We start from the raw sequence: 25,288 nt of genomic DNA, 5'->3' as shown, positions 1-25,288 counted from the left end.
GAGCGCCTCTCCCATCATATGCAAGGATCATGGCCGCGTCGGCGGTCATGGTTCGGCCTGTCCGGCGCAGGCAGAAATGCGGCATGTCGAAGCCGCTCCCCCAGATTGCCCTTTGTTCGGTGTCCATCGCGCCCAGCGATGAGGCCCCCGAATGGCTGCATCTTTGCCCGGTCGGTGAAATCCTCACCGAAGACGGGCGTGGCCCTTATCGCGCGTCGGACCTTGTCGCGCTGATGGCGGCCTCGATCCGCCCCGGCAAGTTCGTCCTGGACGAATGTCATTCCACTGATCTGGCTGCGCCGCGCGGCGAAGAAGCCCCGGCCCGCGCCTGGATCATCGACCTTCAGCAGCGCGAGGATGGCATCTGGGGCAAGCCGGAATGGACCCCGGCCGCGATCGAGCGGCGCATCTGGAAAGAATATCGCGGCATTTCGCCGGTCATCGCGCACCGCGCGGACGGCACCATCACCCAAATCCTTCGGGCCAGTCTGGTCAATGCCCCCAATTTTACGGGTCTCAAGACCCTTCATCAGCAGGAAGGCGACACGCATATGGATTTTCGTGCAAAGCTGCTTGAGGCCCTGGGCCTGGGCAGCGACGCCGACGACGCGGCCATCATGGACGCGATCAAGGCGAAGCTGGAGGCGAAACCGGACGCCGAAATGACGGCGCTCCAGTCCGCCATCGGTTCGATCGCGACCGCGATCGGCCTGACCGCCACCGCCGACGCCGCCAGCGTCGTCACCGGCGTGCAGAAGCTCAAGGCCGGTGAAGGGGCGGATGCGCGCATCGTTGCGCTCCAGTCCGAGGTCGGCACGCTCACCACCGCGCTCAACGATCTGCGCGGCGACAATGCCAAGAAGGCGGCGACCGCCTTTGTCGACGGCGCGATCGCCGCCGGCCGGGTCGGCCTGAAGCCGGTGCGCGATGAATATATCGCGATGCACCAGGAGAACCCGACGCGGGCGGAAAAGCTGATCAACGGCATGCCGGTCCTGAAGGCCGGCGCGCAGCTGGGGATCACGCCCGGCGCGGTCGAGGCGGACGCCGCCGAAGATCCGACGCAGATCGCCATGCATGCCGCCACCTACCAGAAAAAGCAGGCGGAAGCGGGCCACACCATCAGCATCGCCGCCGCCGTGCGCGCGGTCCAGGAGGGTAAGCACAAATGATCACCGGTTTTATCCGCTCCTATCGGGCGGCTGCGGCGATCGCCGCCTATCGCATCGTCCGCTTCTCCGACGCGGCCAATAGTTCTGCGGTCAATGTCGCTTCGGCGGCGGCCCAGGCAATCATCGGCACCACCGGCAAGGTCGGCGCCAGCGCGGCGGGCGAGATGGTGGACGTGCACCGTTCCGGCCTCAACCCCGTCCAGCTGGGCGGCACGGTCAATGCCGGCGACTGGCTGACCAGCGATGCCAACGGCAAGGCCATCGCCACCACCACGGCCGGCGACGGCGTCATCGGTCGCGCTGAACAGCCCGGCGTCGCCGACGACATCATCGACTATTTCGCCGCCCACTCCCGCTACTGAGGAAGAGACTTCATGGATCGTCCATTCGTAACAGACGCCGGCCTTACGGCCATCGCGATCGGGTACATGAACCCGAGCGTCAACTATGTCGCCGACAAGGTGCTGCCGCGCAGCGACGTGACGGCCGAGAAATTCAAGTGGACCGAATATCCGCTTGAGGAAGGCTTCAACGTCCCGGACGCGGAAGTCGGTCGCAAGGGCCGCGTCCAGCAGCTGGAGTTCGGCGGCATCGAGCGGACCAGCGCCGTCAAGGATTATGGCCTGGACGCGCCGATCCCCTATAGCGACATCGACGCGGCCGAAAAGGCGCGCGCGGCCGGCACATCGCACTTCGACCCCGAAGGTCATGCGACGATGATGCTGACCGACGCGATGCTGAACCAGCGCGAAGTGCGCGTCGCCGGCATGATCCAGAACGCCAATAATTATTCGGTCGGGCGCAAGGTTACGCTGTCGGGGACCAGCCAGCTTTCCGACACCGTCAATAGCGACCCGATCGGTGTGGTCTCGCGCGGCTGCGACTCCACGCTGGTGTTCCGCCCCAATATCGGGGTGATGGGCCGTGCGGTCTGGAGCGTGGTCAACAAGCATCCCGATGTGGTCAATGCGGTGAAGGGCAATGTCACCAGCAGCGGCATCATCACCCTGGCCCAGTGGACCGAACTGTTCCGCGACGAAGGCATTACGGAATGGATTGTCGGCGACAGCTGGTACAATACCGCCAAGCCCGGTCAGGCCGCCGCCCTGTCGCGCGCCTGGGGCAAGCATATCAGCTTGCTCCATGTGAACCCGATCGCCACGCCTGAAGCCGGCGGCATCACCTATGGCCTGACCGCCCAATATGGCTCGCGCATCGCCGGCCGTATCGAGGACAAGGACATCGGCCTGGAAGGCGGTGTTCGCATCCGTTCGGGCGAGCGGGTCAAGGAAGAGATCATCGCCAAGGATGTGGGCTACTTCATCCAGAATGCGGTGGCCTGATCATGGCAAAGGCACCCACGGCAACGGCGGCCAAGGCCGCCGCCACGCAAGCCGATCGCGCTGAGCGTCGCGGTCATCATGTCCTGATGGACCTCCAGCATGACGGGGAGGCATTTGCGCCGGGCAGCGAAGCGCCCGCCTTTGTCACCGAAACCGAGTTCGCCACCCTGAAGGCCGCCAGCGTCTTCAGCGGCGAATGGGGCGACGGCTTGCCGGAGGCGATCGATGCAGAAGGCTGAGGGCCTGCCGGTCTCCGGCTACCGCCCGCAGAGCCAGGACAATATTGACCTGGTCAATCACTTCAAGGCGGTCGAGGAGCAGTTGCTGCGCCATATCGACGTGATGCGCGATCGCGGCCCTTCGCCGCAATATGATCAGCGCTGGCTGTCGATCGCGCAGACGCAGCTGGAGCAGGGCTTCATGGCGCTCAACCGCGCCGTGTTCCAGCCCTCCCGCGTCCGCCTTCCCGGTGACGAGAAGCCCGAATGAGCTACGCCACGCTCGCCATGCTGGTGAAACGGTTCGGCGAGCGGACGCTGATCGAGCTGACCGATCGGGGCGAAGTGCCGACCGGGCAGATCGACACGGCCACGGTCGACCAGGAACTGGCGAACACCGACGCGGTCATCAACGGCCGCGTCGGGGTCCGCTACCGCCTTCCGCTCGATCCGGTGCCTTCCGAAGTGACCGACATCGCCTTGGCGATCGCGTTCTACAAAATCCATGTCTGGTCGCCCAACGACAAGATCGTGAAGGATTATGAGCTGGCGCTGAAGACGCTGGACAAGATCGCGGACGGGTCGGTGAAGCTGGAAGCGGCCGGGATCGAGCCGGCGGCATCGGGCGCGCAGGGCGTGCAGTTCATCGACCGGGAACGGCCGCTGACCCCTGAAAGCCTGCGCGGGTTCATCTGATGTTTGAGGCGGTAAAGGACCGGCTGGACACGATCGCGGCGCTCGCCGGGCGCATCCAGCCAGGCGCAAGCCTGTCCGAGCTGATGGCCCGCAATCTCGCGCCGCAAGTCTGCCCGGCCGCCTTCGTGCTGCCGCTGGGGATTCGCGGATCGGCCGTCACCGCCATGTCGGGCCTGTTCGTCCAGGAGATCGCCGAAACGCTGGGCGTCGTGCTGTTCCTGCGGGCGGCGGGCGACGCGACGGGGGGCAAGCTGGCCGATCAGCTGACCCCGCTGCGCAACGACGTGATCCGCGCGATCGTCGGCTGGGCACCGCAATCGGACTGGCTGGAGGGTGAGACGGTCGGCGTGTTCCGCCTGGCGCGGGGCGAGCTGATCAGCCTGTCGGGCGGACTGCTCACCTACCAGATCGACTTCGCTCTGGATGACCAATTGAGGATTTGAAATGGCTTTGAAGGACGGATCAACGGCCGCTGGAAAGGCCGACCACACACCGGCGCAGGCGCATGACGCCCCTGCGATTCCCCAACCCATCGTTGGCACGGATGCCCAGGGCAATGAGCGCCCGCTGTCGGGCGGCAGCTTCGTGTGCGTCGATGGCAAGCTTGTAAGGCAGGAGGCGTAAGCATGGCCGAACCGATCAAATGGCGCAGCAAGATCATCCTCGTGAAGGCCGAGCCGCTCAATGCCTATGGCATCGATCCCACGCCCACGGGCGCGTCGAACGCGATGCTGCTGACCAACGTCCAGTTCCAGCCGATGGAAGGCCAGGACGTAAGTCGCAACCTTGAGACCCCCTATATGGGCGCGCAGGAAAGCCTGCCCGTGGGCCTCTATTGCGTGCTGACCGGCGACTTCGAACTGGTGGGCAGCGGCCAGCTGGGCGTCGCCCCGGCCTGGTCGCCGCTGCTGCGGTCCTGCGGCGTGGCCGAGGTCGTGACGCCGGGCAACAAGGTCGAATATGCGCCGGTGACGGAAGGCCATGAGAGCGTGGCCGCCTATTTCATGATCGGCACCAACCGCTATGTGATGCTGGGCGGCCGATCGACCGGCGTGATCACGATCAACGCGCAGGGCATCCCGGTCTGCCGCGTCACCATCACCGGCCTGTTCACCGTGCCCACGGTTGCGGCGCGCCCGGTCGTGGACCTTAGCAAGTGGCAAAAGCCGCAGGTCGCGGCCAAGGCGACCACGCCGGTCTACACGATCGACGGCATTTCCTTCGTCGCCCGCGACTATTCGCTGAACCTGGGCTGCGAAGTGCAGCCGCGCATGCTGTTCAACCAGGAACGGGTGCTGATCGTGGACAAGGCCGAGCAGCTGACCGTGACGGTCGAAGCGGTGCCGGTCAGCACTTACAACCCCGTCGCCCGCGCCGGCTCTGAAACCGCCGATGCGCCGCGCGTCCCGATCATCATCGAGCATGGCACGATCGTCGGCCGCAAGGTCAGGATCGATACCGGCGCGTGCGTCCAGTCCCGCTTTGGCGGCGGCCAGGAAAACCAGAAGATCGAGGAATGGCCGCTGACCTTCACGCCGCTGCCCACGCTGGGCGACGATCAATGGAAGATCACCATCACGTAAATTCTGACCGATGACGGCGTCCGCTGTGAGGCGTCGAAACCCATAAGCTGGCGTCCGGGCCGGCGGACTGGGGAGTCGGAACAAACGGCATGCGGCCGAGACGAACCGCATCCGACCATCAGCAAAGAGGACTCCCCATGGCCAAATTCGTTGTCACCAAAAATCCGCAGTTCACCCACAAGGTCAAGGTCCAGGTGCCGGTCAACGGCGGCTTTGAAACGCAGGATTTTGACGCGACCTTCAACGTCGTGCCGACCGATGAGATCGGCGAATATGACCTGTCGAGCGGCCCCGGATCGACCGACTTCCTGCGGCGCGCGGTCGATAGCCTGTCCGATCTGGTCGATGAAAAAGACCAGCCCGTGTCCTGGAACGACAGTGTGCGCGACCTGCTGTTCGGCCAGCTCTACGTCCGCAAGGCGCTGGTGCGGGCCTATTTCGAAGCGGTGTCCGGTGCCCAGTCGGGAAACTGAAAGCCGCCGCGCGCCACTGGGCGGGCGGCGGGCAACCCGACCTGACCGAAGCAGCCGCCGATGCGGAAGGCTGGGGAATCCCCGCTGAACTGATCGATGATCTGAAGACAGAGGAGCCGGGATTCCCGGTCTGGCCCCAGAATATGCCAATCGTCACGGCCTTTCTTGCGATCAGCAACCAGTGGGACGTGATCCCCATGGCGTCCGGCCAGATGTATTTCCAGGGGCTGGACTATAGCCGTGTCCGCGCGGGGCTGAAGCAGGCCCGCATCAAGCTCAATCCCGTCCAATGGGACTGGTTGCGCGTGATGGAGAACGCGGCCGGCGCTGCCCTTAACGGCTATCGCGGGTAAGCGCCGTGGCCCTCAAGACATCCCTGATCATCACCGGCGATGCGTCGGTCGCAAAGACGGAAGTCGATGCGCTGACCGCTGCTGTCAACAAGCTGGGCACCACGGCGAAGGACACCGCAGCGCCGGCCGCAGAGGCCGGGGCCGCGATCGACAAGGCCGGGGCGAGCGCGCGGGACGCGGCCGCCGACATGGGCGCACTGGACGGCGCGATCGGCGATGTGGGGAGCAGCGCCAGCACAACCGCAGACCGGGCGGCTTCGGCGGCCGGGGCGATCGGGCAGATCGGCACCAGCGCGCGCAACGCTGCCAATGACAGCGGCGCGCTGGACGATGTGCTGGGCAATATCGGCGGGGCCATCACGGACGCGGTCGGCAAGGCGGTCGGGCTAGACGGCGCGCTCACGGATGTGGGCGGATCAGCCAAGGGCGCATCGGACCTGGCCGGGGCGCTGGAGGATCAGCTGGGCGATCTGGCCAAGGGGGCGCTGGAGTCGTCGGCCGCGCAGGGCGCTATCAGCAAAGCCAGCACCGCCGCCGCCGCCGCCATGGGCGCGTTTGGCGTGTCTGCCGGTGCGGTCGAGGGCATATTGACCGGCGGCCTGTCGCTGGCGCTGCCGCTGGTGATCGGCTTCCTGTCGGGTTTCGCCGCCGAAGCGCTGGATGGCGCGTCGGCGCTGGGCGAAGAAGAGGATGCCGCCGCCTCTCTCACCGAACAGATCGACGCGCTCAACAAGGCTTTGGAGCGGGAAACCCAAACGCAATATACCGCCCGCGTCGAAACTCTGCGCAATGCGGAAGCCAAGCGGACGCTGGCGATTGAGACCATCAAAGCGCGCAAAGCCTTGCTCGAAACAGCCGCAGTTGAGGCCGAGCAACGTCGTGGGAATGTGAAGGTCACGGCGCGCGGTGACATGATTGATCCGGGCTTTGCTGCTGCGGCAAGCGAGGTCGAACGCCTCAAAGCGCAGGTGAAAGATGCGGAGACGGCGCTTGCAGCAGCGAACAAGGCTGTTGCCGGTGGCCGCCAGTACTTCGTTGATCGTGGCATAGCCGCCGCGACTGATCCTCGCGCGCGCATCGCTTTGACATACGACCAAAGCCTTGATCGCCTCGATCGCAACCGCAGCCAAATGGGCGAACTCGCCTATTCCCGCGAGAAGATCGCGCTCGACAAGGAAAAGAAGGCCGCGCTCGATGCGCTGACCGCGTCGGAGGGCAAGGCCAATGCCAGCGGTCAGTCGCTGGCGTCGACCCGCAGCGCCGCCAGCGCCGCCGATCGCGCGGCGGCCGAGGCCCAGAAAAAGCTTCAGGCTGATCTGGAGGGCGTGATCGGGCGCTATGATCCGGCGCGCAAGGCGGCGTCGGACTATGCCGATGAGCTGGAGCGCATCGCGAAGCTGGAAGGCGCGAAGAAGATTTCGGCCGACGACGCCGCAAATTATCGCGCGCAGGCGAGCGCCGCCTATCTGGGCAAGGCGCTGCCCTGGGGCGACATCAAGGACATGGCCGCGCAGGAGCAGGCCACGATCGACGCATCGGGCGCGATCGACAAGATCGTCCAGTCGATCGAGGACGAGACGGCGGCGCTGGCCACGCTCGATCCGGTGCAGCGGGCCATGCTGGGATACCGCAAGGAATTGCTGGCGCTGTCGCCCGAGGAACGGGCCGAAGCGGAAGCCCGGATCGCGTCGGCGGTGCGGGAACGCGAAGCGACCGAAGCCGTGCGCCAGGCGACCGAGGATGCGCAGCGGGCCAAGGAGCAGCTGGCGCGATCGGCGATCGACGCCTTCACCGCGATTGCGGTGGGCGGGCAGAAGGCCAGCGACGTGATCGGCCGCCTGGCCGAAAGCATCGCTGCCGCAGCGATCGAGGCGACGCTATTTGGCACCGGCCCGATGGCGGCGATGCTGAATGGCGCGGTCGCGCCGTCGACCGGCGGCAACAGCGCCGGCAACCAGGGCGCTGCCGCCGATGCCATCGGCAAGTCGGTAAGCAAGCAGCTGGAAGGGTCGCTGGACAAGGTGTTCGGCACCAAGGGCACGTTCGGCACGGTGCTGAAGAATGCGGGCCTGGGCTATGCGGCGGGCGGGCTGACCGGCAGCAAGACGGGCGGCGCGATCGGCGGGGCGATCGGCGGTGCGGTGGGCAAGGAGCTGCTGGGGTCGGCGCTGGGATCGCTGGGCCAGTTTGCAGGGCCGATCGGCGCGATCGCGGGCGGCCTGCTGGGCGGGGCAATCGGCGGGCTGCTCAAGAAAACCAAGACGGGCGCGGCCAACATCACCAGCGTGGACGGCGACGCGACGCTGTCGGGCAATAGCGAGAAGTTCAAGGAGGCCGCATCGGGCGCAGCCTCTTCGGTGCAGGACGGGCTTTCGCAGATCGCCGACATGCTGGGCGGCGCGATCGGCGCGTTCGATGTCACCATCGGCCAGCGCCATGGCGATTGGCGCGTGCGCAGCGGATCGGGGTCGCTCAAGATCGCCAAGGGCGCGAAGGAGTTTGACGACGATCAGGCCGGGGCGATCGGCTATGCGATCCAGCTTGCCGTTTCCCAGGGCGCTGTGACGGGCCTTTCAGCGGCCGTTGAAAAGGCGCTCAAATCTTCGACCGACATCAACGAGGCGCTGGAAGAAGCGCTCAAGGTGCAGGAAATCCAGATATTGGTCGGCGGCATCGGCGCGGAGCTGGAGCAGCAGTTCAAGTCGTTCGAGGCGCAGGCCAAGGAGCGGCTGCGCATCGCGACCGAATATGGGTTCGATGTCGTCGCGATCGAGAAGAAGAATGCGGAAGACCGCGCGGCGCTGGTCGAACGGATGCTGGAAGAACAGGTCGGCAGCCTCCAGCGCCTGGTCGATGAAATGACCTATGGGTCGATGTTCGAGGGCAGCGCCATCGAGCAGCGCGACGCGATCCTGGAACAGATCGACAAGGCCAAGGCCGATCTGGCGGCGGGCAAGGATGGCGCGGCCGATACGCTGGCCAGCCTGCTCCAGCAGTTCGCGACCGTGTCCGACGACGCCTATGGATCGACCGGCCAATATGCGGCCGACCGCACGCTGATCCTGGACGAAGCGCGCAAGGCGATCGCGGACGCCAATGCCCGGATCACGGCGGCCGCCGCCAGCACGACGGCGACCAGCGACCCGGCGCTGGCGACCACCAACCAGGCGCTGGACGAAAATAACGACCAGAACGCCAGGCTGATCGCGCTGATGGAAACGCTGGTGGCGCAGGGCCGGATCAGCGGATCGGCCGCAACCCAGCTGAGCGCCGCGATGCTGGCGAGGACCAGCTGATGGCCGGGCCGCTGATCCTGGTCGAAGCCCAGCCGCGCAGCGTGAGCGACGGCGCGCCGCAGACGGTGCGCCTGGCCGGCGGCGGCGGGGCGCTGCCCTATCATTATGCGGGTGCGCACTGGCGCGCCGGGATCGAGGCGCTGCCGACGATCATCGCCAGCCTCGACTATGAGGAAGAGATTAGCGGCGGCGGCGTGGCGCAGGCGATGACCCTGTCCTTCGCGCCCAATGGCCATGCGGCGGTCGATGATCTGTCCCGCCATTTCTGGCCCGATGCAGCCATCACCGTGCGGATCGGGCCGGAAGGCGCGCTGCCGCCGATCGTGGCGTCGGGCAAGGTGCTGGAGATGGCGAGCGCCGAAGGCAAAATGTCGATCGCGCTGGCGGACCCGGCGGCCGACATCAAGAAGCCGCTGCTCACCGATCGCTATGCCGGCACCGGCGGGCTGGAAGGCCCGGCAGCCTGGGATGGCATCCTCAAGCGCCGCGTCTGGGGGCGGGTGTGGAACCTTCAGGCCGAGCCGATCGACCCGGCCAATAATGTCTATGCGCTGGCCGATCCGCTGCGCCCGCTTCAGGCGATCAACGCCGTGCGCGATCGCGGCGCGCCGGCCGCAGCGCTGACCGAACTGGCCTGGCAGGGCACGGCGGCGGCCACGCTCGCCGCGCTCCAGGGCGCGAGCGCACCGGCCGGTGGCGGCGTCGTCTGCCCGTCGATCGCCTGCCTCAAATGGTGGACGCAGCCATCGGGCGATCTGCACGCCGATGTGCAGGGCGAGATCGGCGCGGGCTATGTGGAAACCACGGCGCAGATTGCGGAGCGCCTGGTCCAGGCGCTGGGCGGTCCCGCCTTCGCCGCCGGCACGGTCGCGGCCGCCGCCGCGCTGCGGCCCGCGCCGATCGGCTGGGTCGCCAAGGATGAAAGCACCACGGTTGCCGCGATGCTGGACGATTTGATGGCCAGCAATTCCCTGCTCTGGCTGCTCGATCCGACCGGCGCGATCATCATCCGCCCATGGGCATGGGGCGCAAGCGCCGCATCGGCCGTCAGCCAGGACGTGATCCGGCAGCGGATGATCCGGCCGGTGGCCACGCGCCGCCTGGGCTATCGGCGCAACGAGTCGCGGATGGCGCGCGGCGACCTGGTCGCGATCGTGCTGGCGAGCGAAGTCGCCTATCTGGACGGCACGCCGATTTCGGACCTTCAGCCGGCCGAGGCCGGGGCGACATCGGGCGCGCCGTCCGGCACGAATGTCGGCGACATCAGCGCGGACGATGTGTCCAGCACGATCGCGGATGGCGGCGGCGTCGCGGAAAATCAGGTCAACACGGCCGCGATCGTGGACAATGCGGTGACGGAGTCCAACTTCGCGCTGCTCGATCTGTTCGGGGCGTCGGTCGGCACCGATGACGATAATGTCTGGCGCAACTTCGCCTATGCCGGCGTAGCGCTGGCGACCACCTTCACCCGGCCCGAGGGCGCGACCGACACCACGGCGGTCTTCCTGGTGACGGTGGTCGGCGCGCGGACGGGCGGCGACAATGACCGCGTGTCGCTGCGCATGCGGCGGGGCGACGGCACGATCCTGCTCCCCTCCGAGCATAGCTATCTGCTGTTCGAGGGCGGCGGCAACACCGCCTACACCGTGCCGTTCTTCGACGCCGCGCCGCTTGACGGGACCAACAGCTACACGGTGCAGACCAAGAATGTCGTCGGCCATCCGGTATGGGAGCGGGGAATCGTCATCCCCGTGCGGCTGTCCAAATGAGCCGCTGGGCCATCATCCACCGCGCGTCGGGCGCGATCGTCATGGTGACGACGGCGCGCGGCCTGGCTGCGCCGGACAATCTGGATCGCCGCCCTGCGCCTGCCGGCATCGATCCCGCCACCCACTGGTGGAACGGCTGGTCGTTCGCGCCGCGTGAGGACGCGCCGATCGCGGCCGACATGGCAGACGACGCCGTCTCGATCGACTGTCCGACCGACGCCTGGCTGTCGATGCCCGATGGCGCGATCGCGCAGGACCGGATGGTCGCAGCGCCGGCCGGGCGCGCCCGCGTGACGCTGGTCGGGCGCTGGCGCGGCGAAGCCTGGATCGGGGGTGACGCATGACCACGGTTGATCCGGTCTATGCGCAATGGCTGATGGCCGATTGCCTCTGGTCGCTGGCCAGCGACAACGCGGCGATCGCGCGCTGGGGCGATAGCGCCCTGACCAAGGAACGGCAAACCACGATCGCGACCAGGGCGGACGCGGAGGCGGAAGCCGCGCGGCAGCTGGCCTTCATGGGTGGCGGCGGGCCGATGGCCGTCGATCAGCATCTGTTGCTGGGCCGCTGGGAACCCTATCGCGGCCAGGTCATCACCATCACCGGCAACAAGCTGGGCTATGACGCGGGCGTGGATGTGTTCGTGCTGGGCGCGGAAGACGCCTGGTCCGCCGGCACCAGCCGCGTCACCGTGTTGAGGAGGCTGTAGGCATGGCCAATATCCTCATCACCGCCCCGACGCCGATCGCCGCCCTTGCCGTGTCGCGCGGGACGGGCGCGGCCAATCTGCTGTCGCCCGATCCCCGCGAAATCTGGCTGGACGGCGCGGTCGGATCGGCCGCGACGATCGACATCGATCTGGGCGTCGAGCGGATCATCGACACGGTGTTTCTGGGCTGTCTCTTTTCGGCTGCGGACGCCGCCAGCTGGACGATCAGCGGCGGGCTGACCGGCTATGCCGATCGCGTCATCAAGCCGGCCGGTGCGCTGCGGGTGCCCGAACGCGACTGGAAGCGGCGCGTCATGAGCCATGCGCTCTGGTTCGGCGCGGAGCAGCTGGTGCGCTATCTGCGCCTCTCCATCACCCAGCCCGAAGGCGCGACGCCGCTGGCGATCGGCGCGCTGATCGTGGGCGAGGGTTTCCAGCCGCGCTGGAACAAGGAATGGGGATCGGGGCGCGGCGTGCGCGACACCGGCACCGTCACGCGCCTGCCTTCAGGCGGCGTCGCCGTGGTCGAGGGCGCGCGCTACGCCACCTTTGCCTGGACGCTGGGCGACCTGTCCGAGGCGGAAGCCGAAACCCTTTACGATATGCAGCTGGATCGGGGCGAAAGCCGGTGCGTGCTGGTGGTCGAGAACCCGGCCAGAACGGCGGGGCTGCGCAACCGCATCCGCTATGGCGCGCTCACTGGCCTGCGCGCTTTCGAGCGGCGCAACGCCGCCCAGACCAGCTGGCAGATGAGCATGGAGGACTGGGCCATCGAGCCTGATCCGCTGTTCGTCCCGCAATCCATCCCGGCCCTCACGCTGGGCGGCGAGCCGCTCACGCTGGGCGGCCAGATCATCACGTTGGGAGACTGAAGTTGAGCAAGGCGATCGAAACCCTTTCGTCGGAAGACAAGGCCGCAATGGCGGCGGCGCTGGGCGACATCGACGCCTATGCGAGCGCCGCCCAGGGCGACAAGGCGGACACCGCCGTCCAGCCGGGCGATCTGGCGGCGGTCGCGACCAGCGGGGCCTATGCCGACCTCGACGGCAAGCCCGCGCTGGGCACGGCGGCGGCGCAGGACAGCACCGCATTTGCGACGGCCGCGCAGGGCGGCAAGGCCGACAGCGCCGTGCAGCCGGCCGATCTGGCCGCCGGGCTGGCGGGCAAGGCATCGACGGCGCAAGGGGCCAAAGCGGACAGCGCGCTCCAGCCTGGCGCGTCGGTCGAGGTGCTGGCGGACAGCGCCGACTATAAGCGGATGACGGCGGCCGAGCGGACCAAGCTGGCGGGAGTCGCGGCGGGCGCGCAGGTCAACACCGTGGCGAGCGTAGCCGGCAAGACGGGCGCGGTGACGCTGGGCAAGGGTGATGTAGGACTCCCCGCCGTCGACAATACGGCCGACGCCGACAAGCCTATCTCGACTGCAACGGCGGCGGCGCTGGCCGGTAAGGCGACGATCGCCCAGGGCGCGAAGGCGGACAGCGCCGTGCAGCCGGCCGATCTGGCGGCGGTGGCCACCAGCGGGGCCTATGGCGACCTTGACGGCAAGCCTGCCCTGGGCAGCGCGGCGGGTCAGAACATCAACGCCTTTGCCAGTGCGGCGCAGGGGGCGAAGGCGGACAGCGCGCTTCAGGCGGGCGCGTCGATCGAGCAGCTGGCCGAGACCGCCGACTATAAGCGGATGACGGCGGCCGAGCGGACCAAGCTGGCGGGCATCGCTGCGGGCGCGCAGCCCAATACGGTCGCCAGTGTCGCCGGCAAGACGGGCGCGGTGACGCTGGGCAAGGGCGACGTGGGACTCCCGGCCGTCGACAATACGGCCGACGCGGACAAGCCCATTTCCACCGCAACGGCGGCGGCGCTGGCCGGCAAGGCGACAGTCGCCCAGGGCGCGAAGGCGGATAGCGCCGTCCAGCCGGCCGATCTGGCCGCCGGACTGGCGGGCAAGGCTTCGGCGGCGCAGGGGGCGAAGGCGGACAGTGCGCTCCAGCCTGGCGCGTCGATCGAGCAGCTGGCCGATGCCGCCGGCTTTAAGCGGATGACGGCGGCCGAGCGGGCCAAGCTGGACGGAGTCGCAGCGGGGGCGCAGGTCAACACCGTGGCCAGCGTCGCCGGCAAGACGGGCGCGGTGACGCTGGGCAAGGGCGATGTAGGACTCCCGGCCGTCGACAATACGGCTGACGCGGACAAGCCCATTTCCACCGCAGCGGCGGCGGCGCTTGCGGGCAAGGCGTCAACCGTCCAGCTATCGGCCGAGACGACGCGCGCCCAGGGCATCGAGCAGGCGCTCGACACCCGCCTAGCTGCGGTCGAGCCGTTGCATGCGCTGGTGCCGCGCTACCCCGATCGGGCGGGCGACGCGCGCGCCCTCTTCTCGACGGCGTTGACCGGCAATCCTGTCACCCGCGCCACCATCACGGCGGGCGTGCTGGCGCAGGTTGACAGCGTGGGTTCCGTGCTGCGCATCAGGGGGCAGGATACCGATGCGTCGGGCGGCTATGTCGATATTGCGCCGCGCATCGCCCGCCCGCTCTATGCGGGGCGGACCTATCGCCTGATCTTCCGCCTGCGCCGCAACGCGGACCCGGCCGACCCGGCGAACAACGCGATCGAACTGCGCTGGCAGAACCTCAACGCGAACATGAACAATGTCAGCAATGTCCGTCTGGGCAATGTCCTGCTGCCGATTGCGGCGGACGGGGTGGTGACGGCCAGTTTCCTGATCGGCAAGGCAGGCGCACCGGGCACGCTGGCCTACACGGTGCCGCCCACGGCGGTCTATGGCCTGCCGCATATCCGCGTTTATGGGAACGGCCAGGAGACCGACATCATCTCGATCGAGATCGAGGATGCGACGGACAATGCCGGCATCGATCTGCCCGCGCTGAGCGGCAGCGTGGCGGCGCTGGGCACCGGCCTTGCCGCCGAAACGCAGGCCCGCACCACGGACGTTGCCAGTTTGCAGCAGGGCCACGCGGCGCAGGCCGCGATCCTCGCTGGCCTGGGCACGGCAGCGCAGCAGCCGGCAACGGCATTTGCGACCTCCGGGCAGGGGGTGAAGGCGGATAGCGCACTCCAGCCCGGCGCGCCGCAGACCAGCATCGCCGGGCTGGTCGCCTCGATCGCGTCGGCCGATTTCGCATCGGCCTTTGCGCCTTTCCTGACCCGTCGCAACGGCGTCTGGTCGCTGGTGGATGACCTGGTCTGGATCGATGATCTTGGCCGGATGGGCGTTCAGGAGCTGACCATCGGTCGCAACCCGGAACCGACCACCATCAAGAATGGCGTGGTCGTTCATGAGCGTGCCGAGAATGGCGATCCGACCCGCTGGTATGACCGGCGCACGGGGCGCGAGCGTCTGGCAGGCGACATGTGGGACCGGCCTGAACGACTGCCGGCCGGTTCGCCCTTCGCGGTGACGGCGGGCCGCGATCTCGTGACGGCAATGGGCAAGGACGGCCTGCTCTGGGAGCCGGCTTCGGTCGATGCGCCCATGGCTTATACGCGGTTGGTCGATGACGGCGGCGGCCCGGTGGAGCAGGTGTTCGTGGCGCTAGGCCAGTCGGTCGCGCGGCTGACTGCCGGCATGGTCGACTGCTTTGCGGCCAAGGTCATCGCCCCCGGCCTGGTCAAATATGCAAAGGCCAATGGCCGGATGGCGGTCGCGCGCTTCTTCCAGGAGAAAGCGGGCGATCCCAACCATGTCGACATGTTCCCCGAGCATGGCCAGAGCGTCAATCTGGGCACGTCGGACGGCGGCGCGGCGCTTCAGGGGCCAGTCACCCTGCCATTCCCGCCCGATCCCGATGTTATCATGTTCAATGGCTCGATCCGCGCGGCGGCGGGACCGACCGCCTATGTTCCCGCGAACTTCGCCTCCTTCACGCCAGCCTATGAGCAATGGGGGCCGCCCGCCGACAATGTGCGGGGCGATACCGGCTATACGGCGTTTGGCTTCAGCTTGCGCCGCGCGATCGCGCCCCAGGTGTTGCTGGCGGCGACCGGCAATGGCGGAACCGCTTTCGAGACGTTGGGGCCGGGCACGCAAATGTGGAGCAATATGCTCTACGGCGTGCAGCGCGGGAAAGAGCTGGCGACGGCGGCAGGAAAAACCTTCGCCGTCCCGGCCATGCTGTGGCGTCACGGCGAAACGCCCGCGACCGACACGCCCGCGACCGAAGTCGCCCAGCTCGGTACGCTGGCCGACGCGGTGCAGGTCGACATCCCCGCAATTACGGGGCAGGCAAAGCCGCCGCTGATCGTCCTTCAGCAGATCAACTTCTGCTACAACACCGATGGAACAGGCCTCTATCATCTGTTCGGACCCGGCGAGGCTCAGGGCACGGTCGGCCTTAATGATCCGCGCTTTCTGCTCTGCGGCCCGCAATATCCGTCCCTGTTCACTGGCTCCTACCACATGTCCCCCGAAGGCTTCGCCTATATGGGGTCGATGCAGGAAAAGGCGGTGCGCCGTCACCTGTACCAGGACATGCCATGGAAGCCCGTTCACATGGCGTCGGCCATCCTGGACGGTCGCTGGATCATCGTCCGCTTTGCAGGCGGCATGCTGGATTATGGCGGCCGTCTTACCGTCGACACCCGGCGCGTCACCGATCCCGGCCGCCTGGGCTTTGCCTATGTCGACAGCAACATGTCCGCGCTGGTCGCCAGCGCTGAACCGCTGGGCAACAACGGCGCGAATGAATTTGCCGTTCGCCTGACCGCAGCGCCCAGCGGTAGCGGTCGGTCGTTGGGCCTTGCCCATTGGGCACCGTGGACATCGAGCGCGCCGGCCACCGGCCCAACGAGTGGGCTTCGCTCGCCCATCCATGACAACGACCCGGAATGCTGCCGCGTCACCGGGCTACCCCTCCACAACTATCCGATCAGCCAGATCATTGGAGTAATCTGACCATGTCGAGCGTCATCACCAGTCCCTACAATCTCGTTCGTCCTTCGGGCGTTGCCATTTCCGCCATGACCGCCGCCGAACAGGCGTCGATCGCGGCCGGCGACCTCGACTTCATCATCGATCCGGCCGAACGCGCGCCGGAAATCGTATCCTACGCCCTGGAGGATCGCCGCCGTGGCATCCTGCTGAAGCGTGCCGGCACGCCGCTGCCCACGCCCACGACGCTGAACGGCCAGCCGGCCGTCCTTGGCTATGAGGGGTCGGGCTACATGGTCGCCGACTATCAGATCGGTGCCAGCTATTTCGTCGCTGCTGCGTTCGAGACCGGCCCCAGCATCGGCACGAACGACGGTGTCATGTGTTCCCTGGATCAGGCGTCGGCGAACCGCCTGTTCGTGGGCGTCCGCCTGGGCGACCGTTGGGGGCTGGTCCATGGTTCCAGCTACGCCATCTCGACCGCGCCGGGGTCGATCCTGCCCAACACCAAGTACGTCGCCTGGGCATCCTTTGACGCGACTTTGATCGGCGTTTCAGGGGCAATGAACGTGGAGCTTGGCATCAACGCGATCACGACCACCGCTTCGGGCGCGGCCCCGGTCGCGCATATGGGCGACACGAAAACGACCTTCTTCGGCGGCGTCGGCGATCGTGGATCAGGGCACAAGTTCGCGTTCCTTGATGTCTGCCGGCGCAGCCTGGGCGGGGTCGCCAACTACAAGCGCCGCGCCGCCATCCTCGCGCCGCTGGCCGAGAAGATCGGCATCACCCTGGAACCCTAAGGAGCATCGACTATGGCCATCGACTACAGCATCCACGCCGCGCTTGCTTCCACCCTGGGGGGCGGGCGCTCGCGATTCGCGCCGATCCTGCCGCACAGCGGCGGCAAGAAAGGGCTGGCGCTGAACACGAACAGCGATCCGATCACCGGCCCGTGCGAAATCTGCATCACGCCCGAGGAAAAGGTGCGCCTTGATATTAAGGTGCAGGTGTCGGCCGGCACGCTCGACCCTGCGGCAAGTCCGCTGGTGCTGCCGGCAGGTTCGCCGAGCTGGTTCCACATCACCACGGGCACCTGGATCATCAAGGCGGCCGCCGCATGACCTATGGCTATCGCGGCGGCTACACCAGCGGCTATGCGCCCCGGAAGGGCGGCGTTTCGACGCCGACCCCGACGCCAGTCACCACCGCGATGATCATGGGCCAGTCGGAGATGCAATATCTCTTCGACGTGGCGTCCCTCTACCGTGCGATTCCCCAACCGACACCCGGCAACGGCAACCTGATCGTTTATCGGCAGGACAGCACCGGCGCGGCCCCGGTGAAGGTGACGGTCAATGCCGCGTCGGTCGCGGCCGGCCAGGTCAATCCCGCCATGACCGCCATGTCTGCCTTCCTCGCCTATGCCCGCCCCGGCCGCCAATTTGCGGTGGGCGATGGCGCGGTGCCGGGGACTTCGCGCTTCGATCTGGGCGACGACAGCACCGATGGATCGGACACGCGGACATGGGCGGACTTCGCGAATGTCGCGGCCGCGATCGAGGCGGATTATGGGACGGTTCAGAACCTTGTCGAATGCTGGTTCAACGCCGATGGAAGCTACCTCAACACTTTCAAAGCGGTTTTCTGGCCGTTGTATTTTGGGGCCAATGCGGACGGCACCAGCTTCGCCCTGGGCGGGACGGTCAACAGCCGGCGCGTGGATCATTGCCTCTGGGACTATAGCGCTGCGGCCGGGGCCAAGGGGCGCGGCCTGTTCAGCAAGGCGGCCACCAAATGGTGGATGGCCACGCCCATGCCCTTCTTCAATGCGCCCACGTCGCCCGCCGCCGAAATGCTGAATTTTTCGGAGCAGCCCGTGCGGATGCTGGAACCAGTCCGCGCCAACATGATCGCACTTGCGGCCGAGCCTCTGGCGCAGTCGGTGGGGCTGACCGTTGGGCCATCCGCCCATGTCTGTCGGTTCGGCGGGGCCAGCACGATCATCCACCCCGACACGTCGAACAAAGACGGCCAGGTGCTATTGATGTGGCCGCTGGCGCTTCAGCTGCTGCGCGCATCCGGCCTGACCATCGGAGAGCCGGCTATCGTCGGGATCGAAGGGCCGACCGATGGCAGTTACGCCGATCTGGTCGTTGATCTGCCGAACGGCGGCAACCTTACGACCTTGGCGGCGCTGCGCGGCACCGCCTACAGCGGCACTTCGCCGCATCAGCAGCCTGTTACTGGCGTCGAAGTGACGCGATCGGGCGGGACCAGGCGGCCTGTCTTCAAGGCGACCGAAACCAGCTACCCGGCGAACACGCGCGGAACGGTCGCCGTTGTCGACGCCGGCAGCGGATCGCCGCGCCGTGGCCGGGTTCGCATCACGCCCAGCACGCCGTTCGCCTATGGCGATGTCCTTTCCTACCTGCGCGGCCAGGCCACGGCATGTCTCCAGGAGACGCGCGACTACAACCTCTATCCTTTCTTCCTGATCGAGCATGTGCCGGGCCTCTATGATGCGTCGGCCATGTATCCTTTCGAGGGCGTGGCCGTTCGCCCGTTCCAGCAGGATGTCTCGGTGCCAGTCCCTGCGCCCGCCTTCACGCCGCGCGGGGCCTATTTCGACGGGACAGACAGCATCATCGCCAGCACCGCCACGGTGCCGGCCGGGTCGGCGGGCATCGCGTCTTTCTGGTTCAAGCAGGCCGGAACGTGGACAACCAACCGCACCATATTTGAGGCGCGGGTAGGCTCGACCCAAACGATCGCCGTCACGTCGACTACCAGCGGACGGCTTAACTTCCGGCTCAATCAGGACGGGACCGGCACCGATGTCTTCACGGTTCCGGCCAGCACCTTCGCCGGGGACACCTGGTATCATGTTCTGTGGGCGTGGGACTACGCAGCGGCGCGGTTCCAGCTTTATGTCAACGGGGTCGCGATCAACACGGCCGCCTACAGCTTCGCAGGGTCGACCAAGTTCGATCATGCCGGGGCAGTGCTCACCCAGTTCGGCTTCGGCGCTCTTGTGAACGGGACCAATCCTTGGGTCGGCGATCTTGCTCATGATTTCATTGATGTGACCTCGACGCTCGATCTGAGCATACTGGCCAATCGGCAGAAGTTTGCGGTCGGCGGCGTTCCGGTTGATCTGGGCGCTGATGGTTCGCTGCCGCTGGGATCGCCGCCCGAATGGTATCAGGACGGCGTGGCCCCCGCCTGGAGCAACCACGGCACGGCCGGCAACGGCACCGTGACCGGCACGCTGACCGCATCGTCCTCCACGCCGGCCTATTGACGATGCCTTTCTGAGGGGTCTTTAAAGGGCCTCTCAGAGTTCTTTGAAAAAGTGATTGATCGGAAGGTCGGCGCGCCAGCGGGCATCAGGCGGTGTTAAAGAACCTCTTGTCCCGGCTTAAAAAAGCTTTTGGGCCGCTTCACCCGTGCCATTGTCCATGCCCATATCGCGCAGTTGGAAGGCATCGTCCGACATTCCGATAGGATCAGCCCGGCGCAACAAAAAGTCGAATCCGGCGGGAAATATGCGAAGTTAAGGGGAGAGATGTCGGATGGATTGCAAAACGCCGTTCGCTTCGAGCGAAGTCGAGAAGCCGACAAGCGCCGGCCGAACGCAAAAAGGCCCGGCGCTTGCGGAAAAGCGCCGGGCCTTTTGGATGAAATCGAAAGGCGCCTCAGCCCTTCTTTTCGGGCGGCAGCGTCACCTTCACGCTTTCCCCGCTCTGGCCGGGGAAGTTGGTGAACATCACGTCGATCAGGTTGGGGACCAGATAGGTCAGCTTGTTCGACAGCGACTGGGCGCTCGCCTTGCCCTCGAACAGGCGGCGATTGTCGGCCGCGCGGTCGATCTTCATGCTGAGGTCGCTGGTGTAGACGGTGTAGCTGGACACATCATTATAGCCCGCGCCGCCGAACAGCCAGGGATCATAGAAGCCATAGCCCCACGGGCGACCCCAGCGACCGCCAAAGCCACCGCCCCACGGGCCCCAGCCGCCGCCATAACCGCCACCAAAGCCGGTGGAGCGCACCTTCTCGCGGCCATTGTCGACATCATAGGCGACACGGACGATCAAGTCGGCGCGCGCAGGGTCGCTGGCGGCGACATAGCCGGTCTGCGCGAGGCGCGCCCCGACCAGATCGGCATAATGGGCGAACTCCAGACCGCCGGCCAGACGCGGATCGTCTGCGACGATGGTATAGCTCTGCCCGGCAGGGGCGGGGAGTTGCTGGAAGCGGGCGACATCCGCCTTGAACCCGGTTGCGCAGCCCGACAGCGAAACCAGCGCCAGGGCTGGCGCGGCGAACAGACCGATCTTGTTGAAACGAGCCATGTTTTTACGTCCTGTATCAGGCGATGCGCCTGTTATCTATTTGCCTCTTGCGATAGCAAAACGCAACTGAACATCGCTTGAACGCACGAACCCATCGAACGGGCGCAAAACCATGTTCCCGCATGTACGACGATGCGGCGGCGGCTATTCCGTAGCCAAAGAAAAAGGGACCATCCTTTCGGACAGCCCCTGTCGCCTTGCCGCATCAGTGCGCGTCAGCGCATCAAGCCCCCAGCGCGTCAGCGCATCAAACCCATGGCGTCGTAGGCCGCGCGCAGGGTCGGCTCGGCCGCCGCTGCCGCTCTGGCCGCGCCCTTGTCCAGGATCGCGTCGAGTGCGGCGTCATCGGTGCGCAATTCCAGGAAGCGCTCGCGAATCGGCCGCAGCGTCTCGACCAGCGCTTCGCCCAGCGCCGGCTTGAACGCGCCGAACCCTTTGCCGGCAAATTCCGCGCAGACCGCGTCGGTCGTCCGCCCGGTCAGCGTGGCCAGGATGCCGACCAGATTGGTCGCTTCCGGCCGCCCCACCAGCCCCTCGGCCGTTTCGGGCAGCATTTCCTGATCGCTCTTGGCCTTCTTCACCTTGGCCATGATCGCGTCGTCATCGTCGGTCAGGTTGATGCGGCTCATGTCGCTCGGGTCGGACTTGGACATTTTCGCCGTGCCGTCGCGCAGCGACATGATGCGCGCCGATTCCTTGGGGATGATCGGGGCGGGCAGGGTGAACAGGTCGACGCCGAAGTCGGTGTTGAACTTGGTCGCAATGTCGCGGCACAGTTCCAGATGCTGCTTCTGGTCTTCGCCCACCGGAACATGGGTGGCGTTGTAGAGCAGGATGTCGGCCGCCTGGAGGACCGGATAGACGAACAGGCCGATCGACGCGCCTTCGCGATCCTTGCCGACCTTGTCCTTGAACTGGGTCATGCGGTTGAGCCAGCCGATCCGCGCGGTGCCGTTCAGCAACCAGCAGAGTTCCGCATGGGCCGGCACCCGCGCCTGATTGAACAGCACGCTGCGGTCCGGGTCGATCCCGGCGGCGACCAGCGCGGCGGCCATGTCGCGCACGTTGCGGATGCGCTGTTCGCGCCCTTCATGCACGGTGATCGAATGCATGTCGGCCAGGAAGAAGAAGCACTGGCTCTCGGCGTTTTTGTCGGAGTTTGCCACGCCCGCTTGCGCGGCCATGGCGGGCATTTCATCCTGCATCCGCACCCAGTTGCGGATCGCGCCCAGGTAATTGCCAAGATGCAGATTGCCGGTGGGCTGGATGCCGGAAAGGACGCGCATTACTAGATCCGTTCTTCTCTTCAGGTTGCACTTTTGCGGCGCATCAGCGCCTTGATGTCGGACAGCCGATAGGCCCCCGTGACGACGGACGCCAGCCCGTAAAGCGCCACGCCTGCGCCCACCAGCACCGCCAGCGCCACATAGCGCTGCACCATCGCCCCGGTCAGCCAGGGATCGAGCAGGTCTTCGCCCGCCCATAATGCCCCGCCCATCACCGCCGCGGCCAGCGCCAGACGGGGGATGCGGCGGCGCAGCCCGGCGTCGGCGGCGAAATGGCCGCGCTTCACCAATGTCGTATAGAGCATGGCGACATTGACGGTGGAGGACAGGGCGGTCGCCAACGGCGGGCCGATATGGCCCAAGGTCGGGATCATCGCCAGATTGCCGACGATATTGATGACGATCGACAGCATCGCATAGCTTACCGGCGTCTTCGTGTCGCCGCGTGCATAATAGCCGGGCGTCAGCACCTTCACCAGCACGTAGGATGGCAGGCCGATCGAGAAGGCCGACAGCGCCCAGCCGCACCGCATCGCATCGTCGGGGGTGAAGCGGCCATATTGGAACAGGCCGCGCACGATCGGCTCCGCCACGGTCAGGAAGGCGACGGTCGCGGGCAGCGTCAGGAACAGGGCCAGCTCGATACCGCGATTCTGCGTCTCCATCGCTTCGGCGTCCTGCCCCTTGGACAGCATGCGCGAAATGGTGGGGAGCAGGATGGTGCCAAGCCCGATGCCGATCAGCCCCAGCGGCAACTGGTTCAGCCGGTCGGCATAATAGATATAGGTGATGGAGCCGGACGCCAGCAGCCAGCCCGACAGAGCGGTGGAGATCAGCAGGTTGATCTGCGACGCGCCAGCCCCGGCGGCGGCAGGCAATATCTTGCGCAGCAATTCGCGCACGTCGCCATCCAGCCGCGGCCGCTTCAGCTTCATCGACACGCCGGCCCGCTTGCAGGCCCAGATCAGCCACAGCAGCTGCAATGCGCCGCCGATCGTCACTGACATGGCCTGCACCCGCGCCGTTTCATATTCGTCCGCGCCGTGGAAGAACCATAGCCCGGCGATCATCGCGACGTTCAGCAGGATGGGGGCTGCGGCATTGACCCAGAATTTGTCGAGCGAATTGAGGATGCCGCCCAGCAGTGAGGCCAGCGAGATCAGCGCCAGATAGGGAATGGTGATGCGCGAGAGCGTTACGGCGAAGGCGAATTGCTCCGCCGTGGGGTTCTGCCGCGAAAATCCGCCCGACAGCGCCCAGGTGATCGGCCAGGCGGCGGCGATCAGGATCGCGGTGAACAGGATCAGGACCGGCAGCAACACCGCCAGCGCCCGCTCGGCAAAGTCATAGCCCGCCGGCAACCCGCCGTCGCCCGCCGCCTTCTTGTTGAACAGTGGAATGAAGGCGGCGGAAAAGGCGCCTTCGGCAAAGAGGGCGCGGAACATGTTGGGCAGGCGGAAGGCGACGCCATTGAAGGCGTCCGAAGCAAAGCCCGCGCCGACATAGCGCGCCGCAAGCGAATCGCGCACCAGCGCCAGCACCCGGCTGGCGAGGGTAAGCCCCCCGACGGAGCCAAGGGCCTTGGCCAGTTTCATATGACGAACCCCCACTCCGTTCGGGCTGAGCCTGTCGAAGCCCCGCACTTCTCTGTGGAAGAAAAGGACAGCCCTTCGACATTCACGCTAGACAAGTGTCTAGCCTGAACAGAGCGAACGGAGGAAGGTAACATCCTTAAATCAGGCGTGGCCGGCCGGCTCGCCCGACGTCACTTCCATCTGCTGGGCCTGTTGCAGGTACAGCGCGCCGAAATCGATCGGCTCCAGCAGCAGCGGCGGGAAGCCGCCGTCGCGAATCGCATCGGCCAGCACGCGGCGGGCGAAGGGGAAGATCAGGCGCGGCGCTTCGGCCAGCATGAAGGGCTGAACCTGATCTTCGGGCACGTTGCGCATGCCGAACAGCGCGGCATAGAGCAGTTCCACGGCAAAGGCGGTGCCCTGCGGCGCAACCGCCTTCACTTCGATCTTCAGCGCGATTTCCAGCACTTCGTCACCCACGCGCTCGGCACCGATGTTGAACTGGACGTCGATCTGCGGCTGGTCCTGCCACTGATACACGGCCGGGGCGTTCGGATTTTCGAACGACAGATCCTTCACATATTGGCTGATCAGCGCGATCTGCGGGCCGGTGTCGGCGCCATTGCCCAGATTGGTGGTGATGTGATCCGCTTCGTCGGCCATGCTCTTCCCTTGACTTTCCATCCGGTCCGGCGGCGGAAAGCCCCGGACATGCTGACCCGCGCGCTTAGCAGGGGCAAAAGGGCAGGGCAATGGCGCAGGCCATGGCGCAAGGTCGGGAAGCAGGGCCGGGAAGGGGGCGGGTCGATCAGGGACAAATGCAGGATAAGCCGCTATTTGAAGTTATGCGCAAACATGCCTATGTTGGCCGGAACATTGTCCCCACGCAAAGGGTATAGCCTTCCGTGTATGTGATCGTCATCCTCGCCATGATCGCCGGCTTTCTGGCGCTGCGGCTCTATTCCGTGCTGGGCAAGCGCACCGGCCATGAACAGGAGCCTGCGCTGCGTCCTGCCGATGAACGCGCCAAGGTGACGGTGCTGCAACCCGGCCCGGTGGCGCAGAATGGCGGCGATTCGGTCCGTCTGGCCGAAGGGCTGATCGCCCCCGCCGCCGAAACCGGCGTGCGCGCGCTGATCGCGGCTGATCGCAGCTTCGATGTTCCTCAGTTCGTGGACGGCGCGAAGAGCGCCTACAAGATGGTGCTGGAAGCTTTCTGGCGCGGCGACCGCGACGAACTGGCATGGCTCTGCGACGCCGATGTGCTCGGCTCGTTCGAAGACGCCATCGCCGCGCGCGAAGCCGATGGCCATGTGCTCGATAATCGTCTGGTCCGCATCGACAAGGCGCAGATCGTCGAAGCCTCCGTCAACGGCCGCATCGCCGAAATCGCCCTGCGTTTCGAAGCGGACATCGCCGCCGTCACCCGCGACAAGGATGGCAATGTCATCGCGGGGTCGCTGACCGACGCGATCGGCACGAAGGACATCTGGACCTTCACCCGCGACATTCGCAGCGCGGACCCGAACTGGAAGCTCAGCGAAACCGACGAAGCGTGATTCTGGGTCTGATC

The 25,288-nt window shown here is 66.4% G+C and carries 25 protein-coding genes; 21 read left to right on the top strand and 4 right to left on the bottom strand.

All coding sequences use genetic code 11. The annotated features are described in order from the left end of the window. The first annotated feature begins 83 nt into the window (after positions 1-83). From ACFOKF_RS15380 to ACFOKF_RS15285, 20 genes are all read left to right on the top strand, one after another. Positions 84-1,172, top strand: coding sequence for a phage protease (locus ACFOKF_RS15380; protein ID WP_380796736.1), 1,089 nt, complete (start codon positions 84-86; stop codon positions 1,170-1,172). Next, entirely contained in the window at positions 1,169-1,534 is a 366-nt protein-coding gene (locus ACFOKF_RS15375) for a DUF2190 family protein (RefSeq protein ID WP_380796734.1), read from the top strand. Before ACFOKF_RS15380 ends, ACFOKF_RS15375 begins: the two co-directional genes overlap by 4 nt. A 12-nt stretch (positions 1,535-1,546) precedes the next feature. Beyond that, positions 1,547-2,515 (top strand): hypothetical protein, encoded by a 969-nt coding sequence (locus tag ACFOKF_RS15370; RefSeq protein ID WP_380796733.1) that lies wholly within the window; start codon positions 1,547-1,549, stop codon positions 2,513-2,515. Between the two features lie 2 nt (positions 2,516-2,517). Next, complete coding sequence (locus ACFOKF_RS15365; protein ID WP_380796731.1) at positions 2,518-2,754, top strand: hypothetical protein; 237 nt, start codon at positions 2,518-2,520, stop codon at positions 2,752-2,754. Continuing rightward, positions 2,741-3,004 (top strand): Acb2/Tad1 domain-containing protein, encoded by a 264-nt coding sequence (locus ACFOKF_RS15360; RefSeq protein ID WP_380796730.1) that lies wholly within the window; start codon positions 2,741-2,743, stop codon positions 3,002-3,004. The genes ACFOKF_RS15365 and ACFOKF_RS15360 overlap by 14 nt, the downstream gene beginning before the upstream one ends. Continuing rightward, entirely contained in the window at positions 3,001-3,429 is a 429-nt protein-coding gene (locus tag ACFOKF_RS15355) for a gp436 family protein (protein ID WP_380796729.1), read from the top strand. Before ACFOKF_RS15360 ends, ACFOKF_RS15355 begins: the two co-directional genes overlap by 4 nt. Beyond that, entirely contained in the window at positions 3,429-3,872 is a 444-nt protein-coding gene (locus ACFOKF_RS15350) for a phage tail terminator protein (protein WP_380796728.1), read from the top strand. The genes ACFOKF_RS15355 and ACFOKF_RS15350 overlap by 1 nt, the downstream gene beginning before the upstream one ends. Position 3,873: 1 nt before the next feature. After that, complete coding sequence (locus tag ACFOKF_RS15345; protein ID WP_380796726.1) at positions 3,874-4,053, top strand: hypothetical protein; 180 nt, start codon at positions 3,874-3,876, stop codon at positions 4,051-4,053. Between the two features lie 2 nt (positions 4,054-4,055). Further along, complete coding sequence (locus tag ACFOKF_RS15340; protein ID WP_380796725.1) at positions 4,056-5,012, top strand: hypothetical protein; 957 nt, start codon at positions 4,056-4,058, stop codon at positions 5,010-5,012. A gap of 137 nt (positions 5,013-5,149) precedes the next feature. Continuing rightward, positions 5,150-5,485, top strand: a complete 336-nt coding sequence (locus ACFOKF_RS15335) for a hypothetical protein (RefSeq protein WP_380796723.1) — start codon at positions 5,150-5,152, stop codon at positions 5,483-5,485. After that, the gene (locus tag ACFOKF_RS15330; RefSeq protein WP_380797828.1) at positions 5,380-5,838 is read left to right on the top strand and encodes a DUF1799 domain-containing protein; all 459 of its coding nucleotides are present in this window, start codon (positions 5,380-5,382) and stop codon (positions 5,836-5,838) included. The genes ACFOKF_RS15335 and ACFOKF_RS15330 overlap by 106 nt, the downstream gene beginning before the upstream one ends. 5 nt (positions 5,839-5,843) lie before the next feature. Then, positions 5,844-9,134 carry a hypothetical protein gene (locus ACFOKF_RS15325; protein ID WP_380796722.1) on the top strand — a complete coding sequence of 1,097 codons (3,291 nt, stop codon included), beginning with the start codon at positions 5,844-5,846 and terminating at the stop codon, positions 9,132-9,134. Next, positions 9,134-10,903, top strand: coding sequence for a hypothetical protein (locus ACFOKF_RS15320; RefSeq protein ID WP_380796720.1), 1,770 nt, complete (start codon positions 9,134-9,136; stop codon positions 10,901-10,903). Before ACFOKF_RS15325 ends, ACFOKF_RS15320 begins: the two co-directional genes overlap by 1 nt. Next, positions 10,900-11,247: a hypothetical protein gene (locus ACFOKF_RS15315; protein ID WP_380796718.1), complete on the top strand. Its 348-nt coding sequence runs from the start codon at positions 10,900-10,902 to the stop codon at positions 11,245-11,247. The genes ACFOKF_RS15320 and ACFOKF_RS15315 overlap by 4 nt, the downstream gene beginning before the upstream one ends. Then, positions 11,244-11,612, top strand: coding sequence for a hypothetical protein (locus ACFOKF_RS15310; RefSeq protein ID WP_380796716.1), 369 nt, complete (start codon positions 11,244-11,246; stop codon positions 11,610-11,612). Before ACFOKF_RS15315 ends, ACFOKF_RS15310 begins: the two co-directional genes overlap by 4 nt. 2 nt (positions 11,613-11,614) lie before the next feature. Then, positions 11,615-12,484, top strand: a complete 870-nt coding sequence (locus ACFOKF_RS15305) for a hypothetical protein (protein WP_380796715.1) — start codon at positions 11,615-11,617, stop codon at positions 12,482-12,484. A gap of 2 nt (positions 12,485-12,486) precedes the next feature. Continuing rightward, complete coding sequence (locus ACFOKF_RS15300) at positions 12,487-16,524, top strand: hypothetical protein (RefSeq protein WP_380796713.1); 4,038 nt, start codon at positions 12,487-12,489, stop codon at positions 16,522-16,524. A 2-nt stretch (positions 16,525-16,526) separates the two neighbouring features. Beyond that, the gene (locus tag ACFOKF_RS15295; RefSeq protein ID WP_380796711.1) at positions 16,527-17,303 is read left to right on the top strand and encodes a hypothetical protein; all 777 of its coding nucleotides are present in this window, start codon (positions 16,527-16,529) and stop codon (positions 17,301-17,303) included. 12 nt (positions 17,304-17,315) lie between these two features. After that, complete coding sequence (locus ACFOKF_RS15290) at positions 17,316-17,624, top strand: hypothetical protein (protein ID WP_380796710.1); 309 nt, start codon at positions 17,316-17,318, stop codon at positions 17,622-17,624. After that, positions 17,621-19,804 (top strand): hypothetical protein, encoded by a 2,184-nt coding sequence (locus ACFOKF_RS15285; protein WP_380796708.1) that lies wholly within the window; start codon positions 17,621-17,623, stop codon positions 19,802-19,804. Before ACFOKF_RS15290 ends, ACFOKF_RS15285 begins: the two co-directional genes overlap by 4 nt. Before the next feature lie 394 nt (positions 19,805-20,198). Here the strand turns inward: ACFOKF_RS15285 and ACFOKF_RS15280 are convergent, their stop codons facing one another. The 4 genes from ACFOKF_RS15280 to secB all read right to left on the bottom strand — a co-directional run bounded on the left by ACFOKF_RS15280 (position 20,199) and on the right by secB (position 24,378). Further along, positions 20,199-20,855, bottom strand: a complete 657-nt coding sequence (locus ACFOKF_RS15280; protein ID WP_380796706.1) for a DUF4136 domain-containing protein — start codon at positions 20,853-20,855, stop codon at positions 20,199-20,201. Between the two features lie 239 nt (positions 20,856-21,094). Beyond that, positions 21,095-22,141: a tryptophan--tRNA ligase gene (gene trpS, locus ACFOKF_RS15275; protein WP_380796705.1), complete on the bottom strand. Its 1,047-nt coding sequence runs from the start codon at positions 22,139-22,141 to the stop codon at positions 21,095-21,097. Positions 22,142-22,161: 20 nt separating this feature from the next. After that, on the bottom strand, positions 22,162-23,736 hold the full coding sequence (gene murJ / locus ACFOKF_RS15270; protein ID WP_380796703.1) for a murein biosynthesis integral membrane protein MurJ: 1,575 nt from the start codon (positions 23,734-23,736) through the stop codon (positions 22,162-22,164). Positions 23,737-23,877: 141 nt separating this feature from the next. Next, positions 23,878-24,378 (bottom strand): protein-export chaperone SecB, encoded by a 501-nt coding sequence (gene secB, locus ACFOKF_RS15265; protein ID WP_380796702.1) that lies wholly within the window; start codon positions 24,376-24,378, stop codon positions 23,878-23,880. Positions 24,379-24,620: 242 nt separating this feature from the next. Between secB and ACFOKF_RS15260 the strand changes: the two genes are divergently transcribed. Beyond that, positions 24,621-25,274 carry a Tim44/TimA family putative adaptor protein gene (locus ACFOKF_RS15260; protein ID WP_380796701.1) on the top strand — a complete coding sequence of 218 codons (654 nt, stop codon included), beginning with the start codon at positions 24,621-24,623 and terminating at the stop codon, positions 25,272-25,274. Positions 25,275-25,288 lie beyond the last annotated feature (14 nt).

Source organism: Sphingobium rhizovicinum, from assembly GCF_042647625.1.
Taxonomy (GTDB): domain Bacteria; phylum Pseudomonadota; class Alphaproteobacteria; order Sphingomonadales; family Sphingomonadaceae; genus Sphingobium; species Sphingobium rhizovicinum.
Note: the sequence above shows the minus strand (reverse complement) of the source record. Positions and strands in the feature narration are given on the sequence as shown.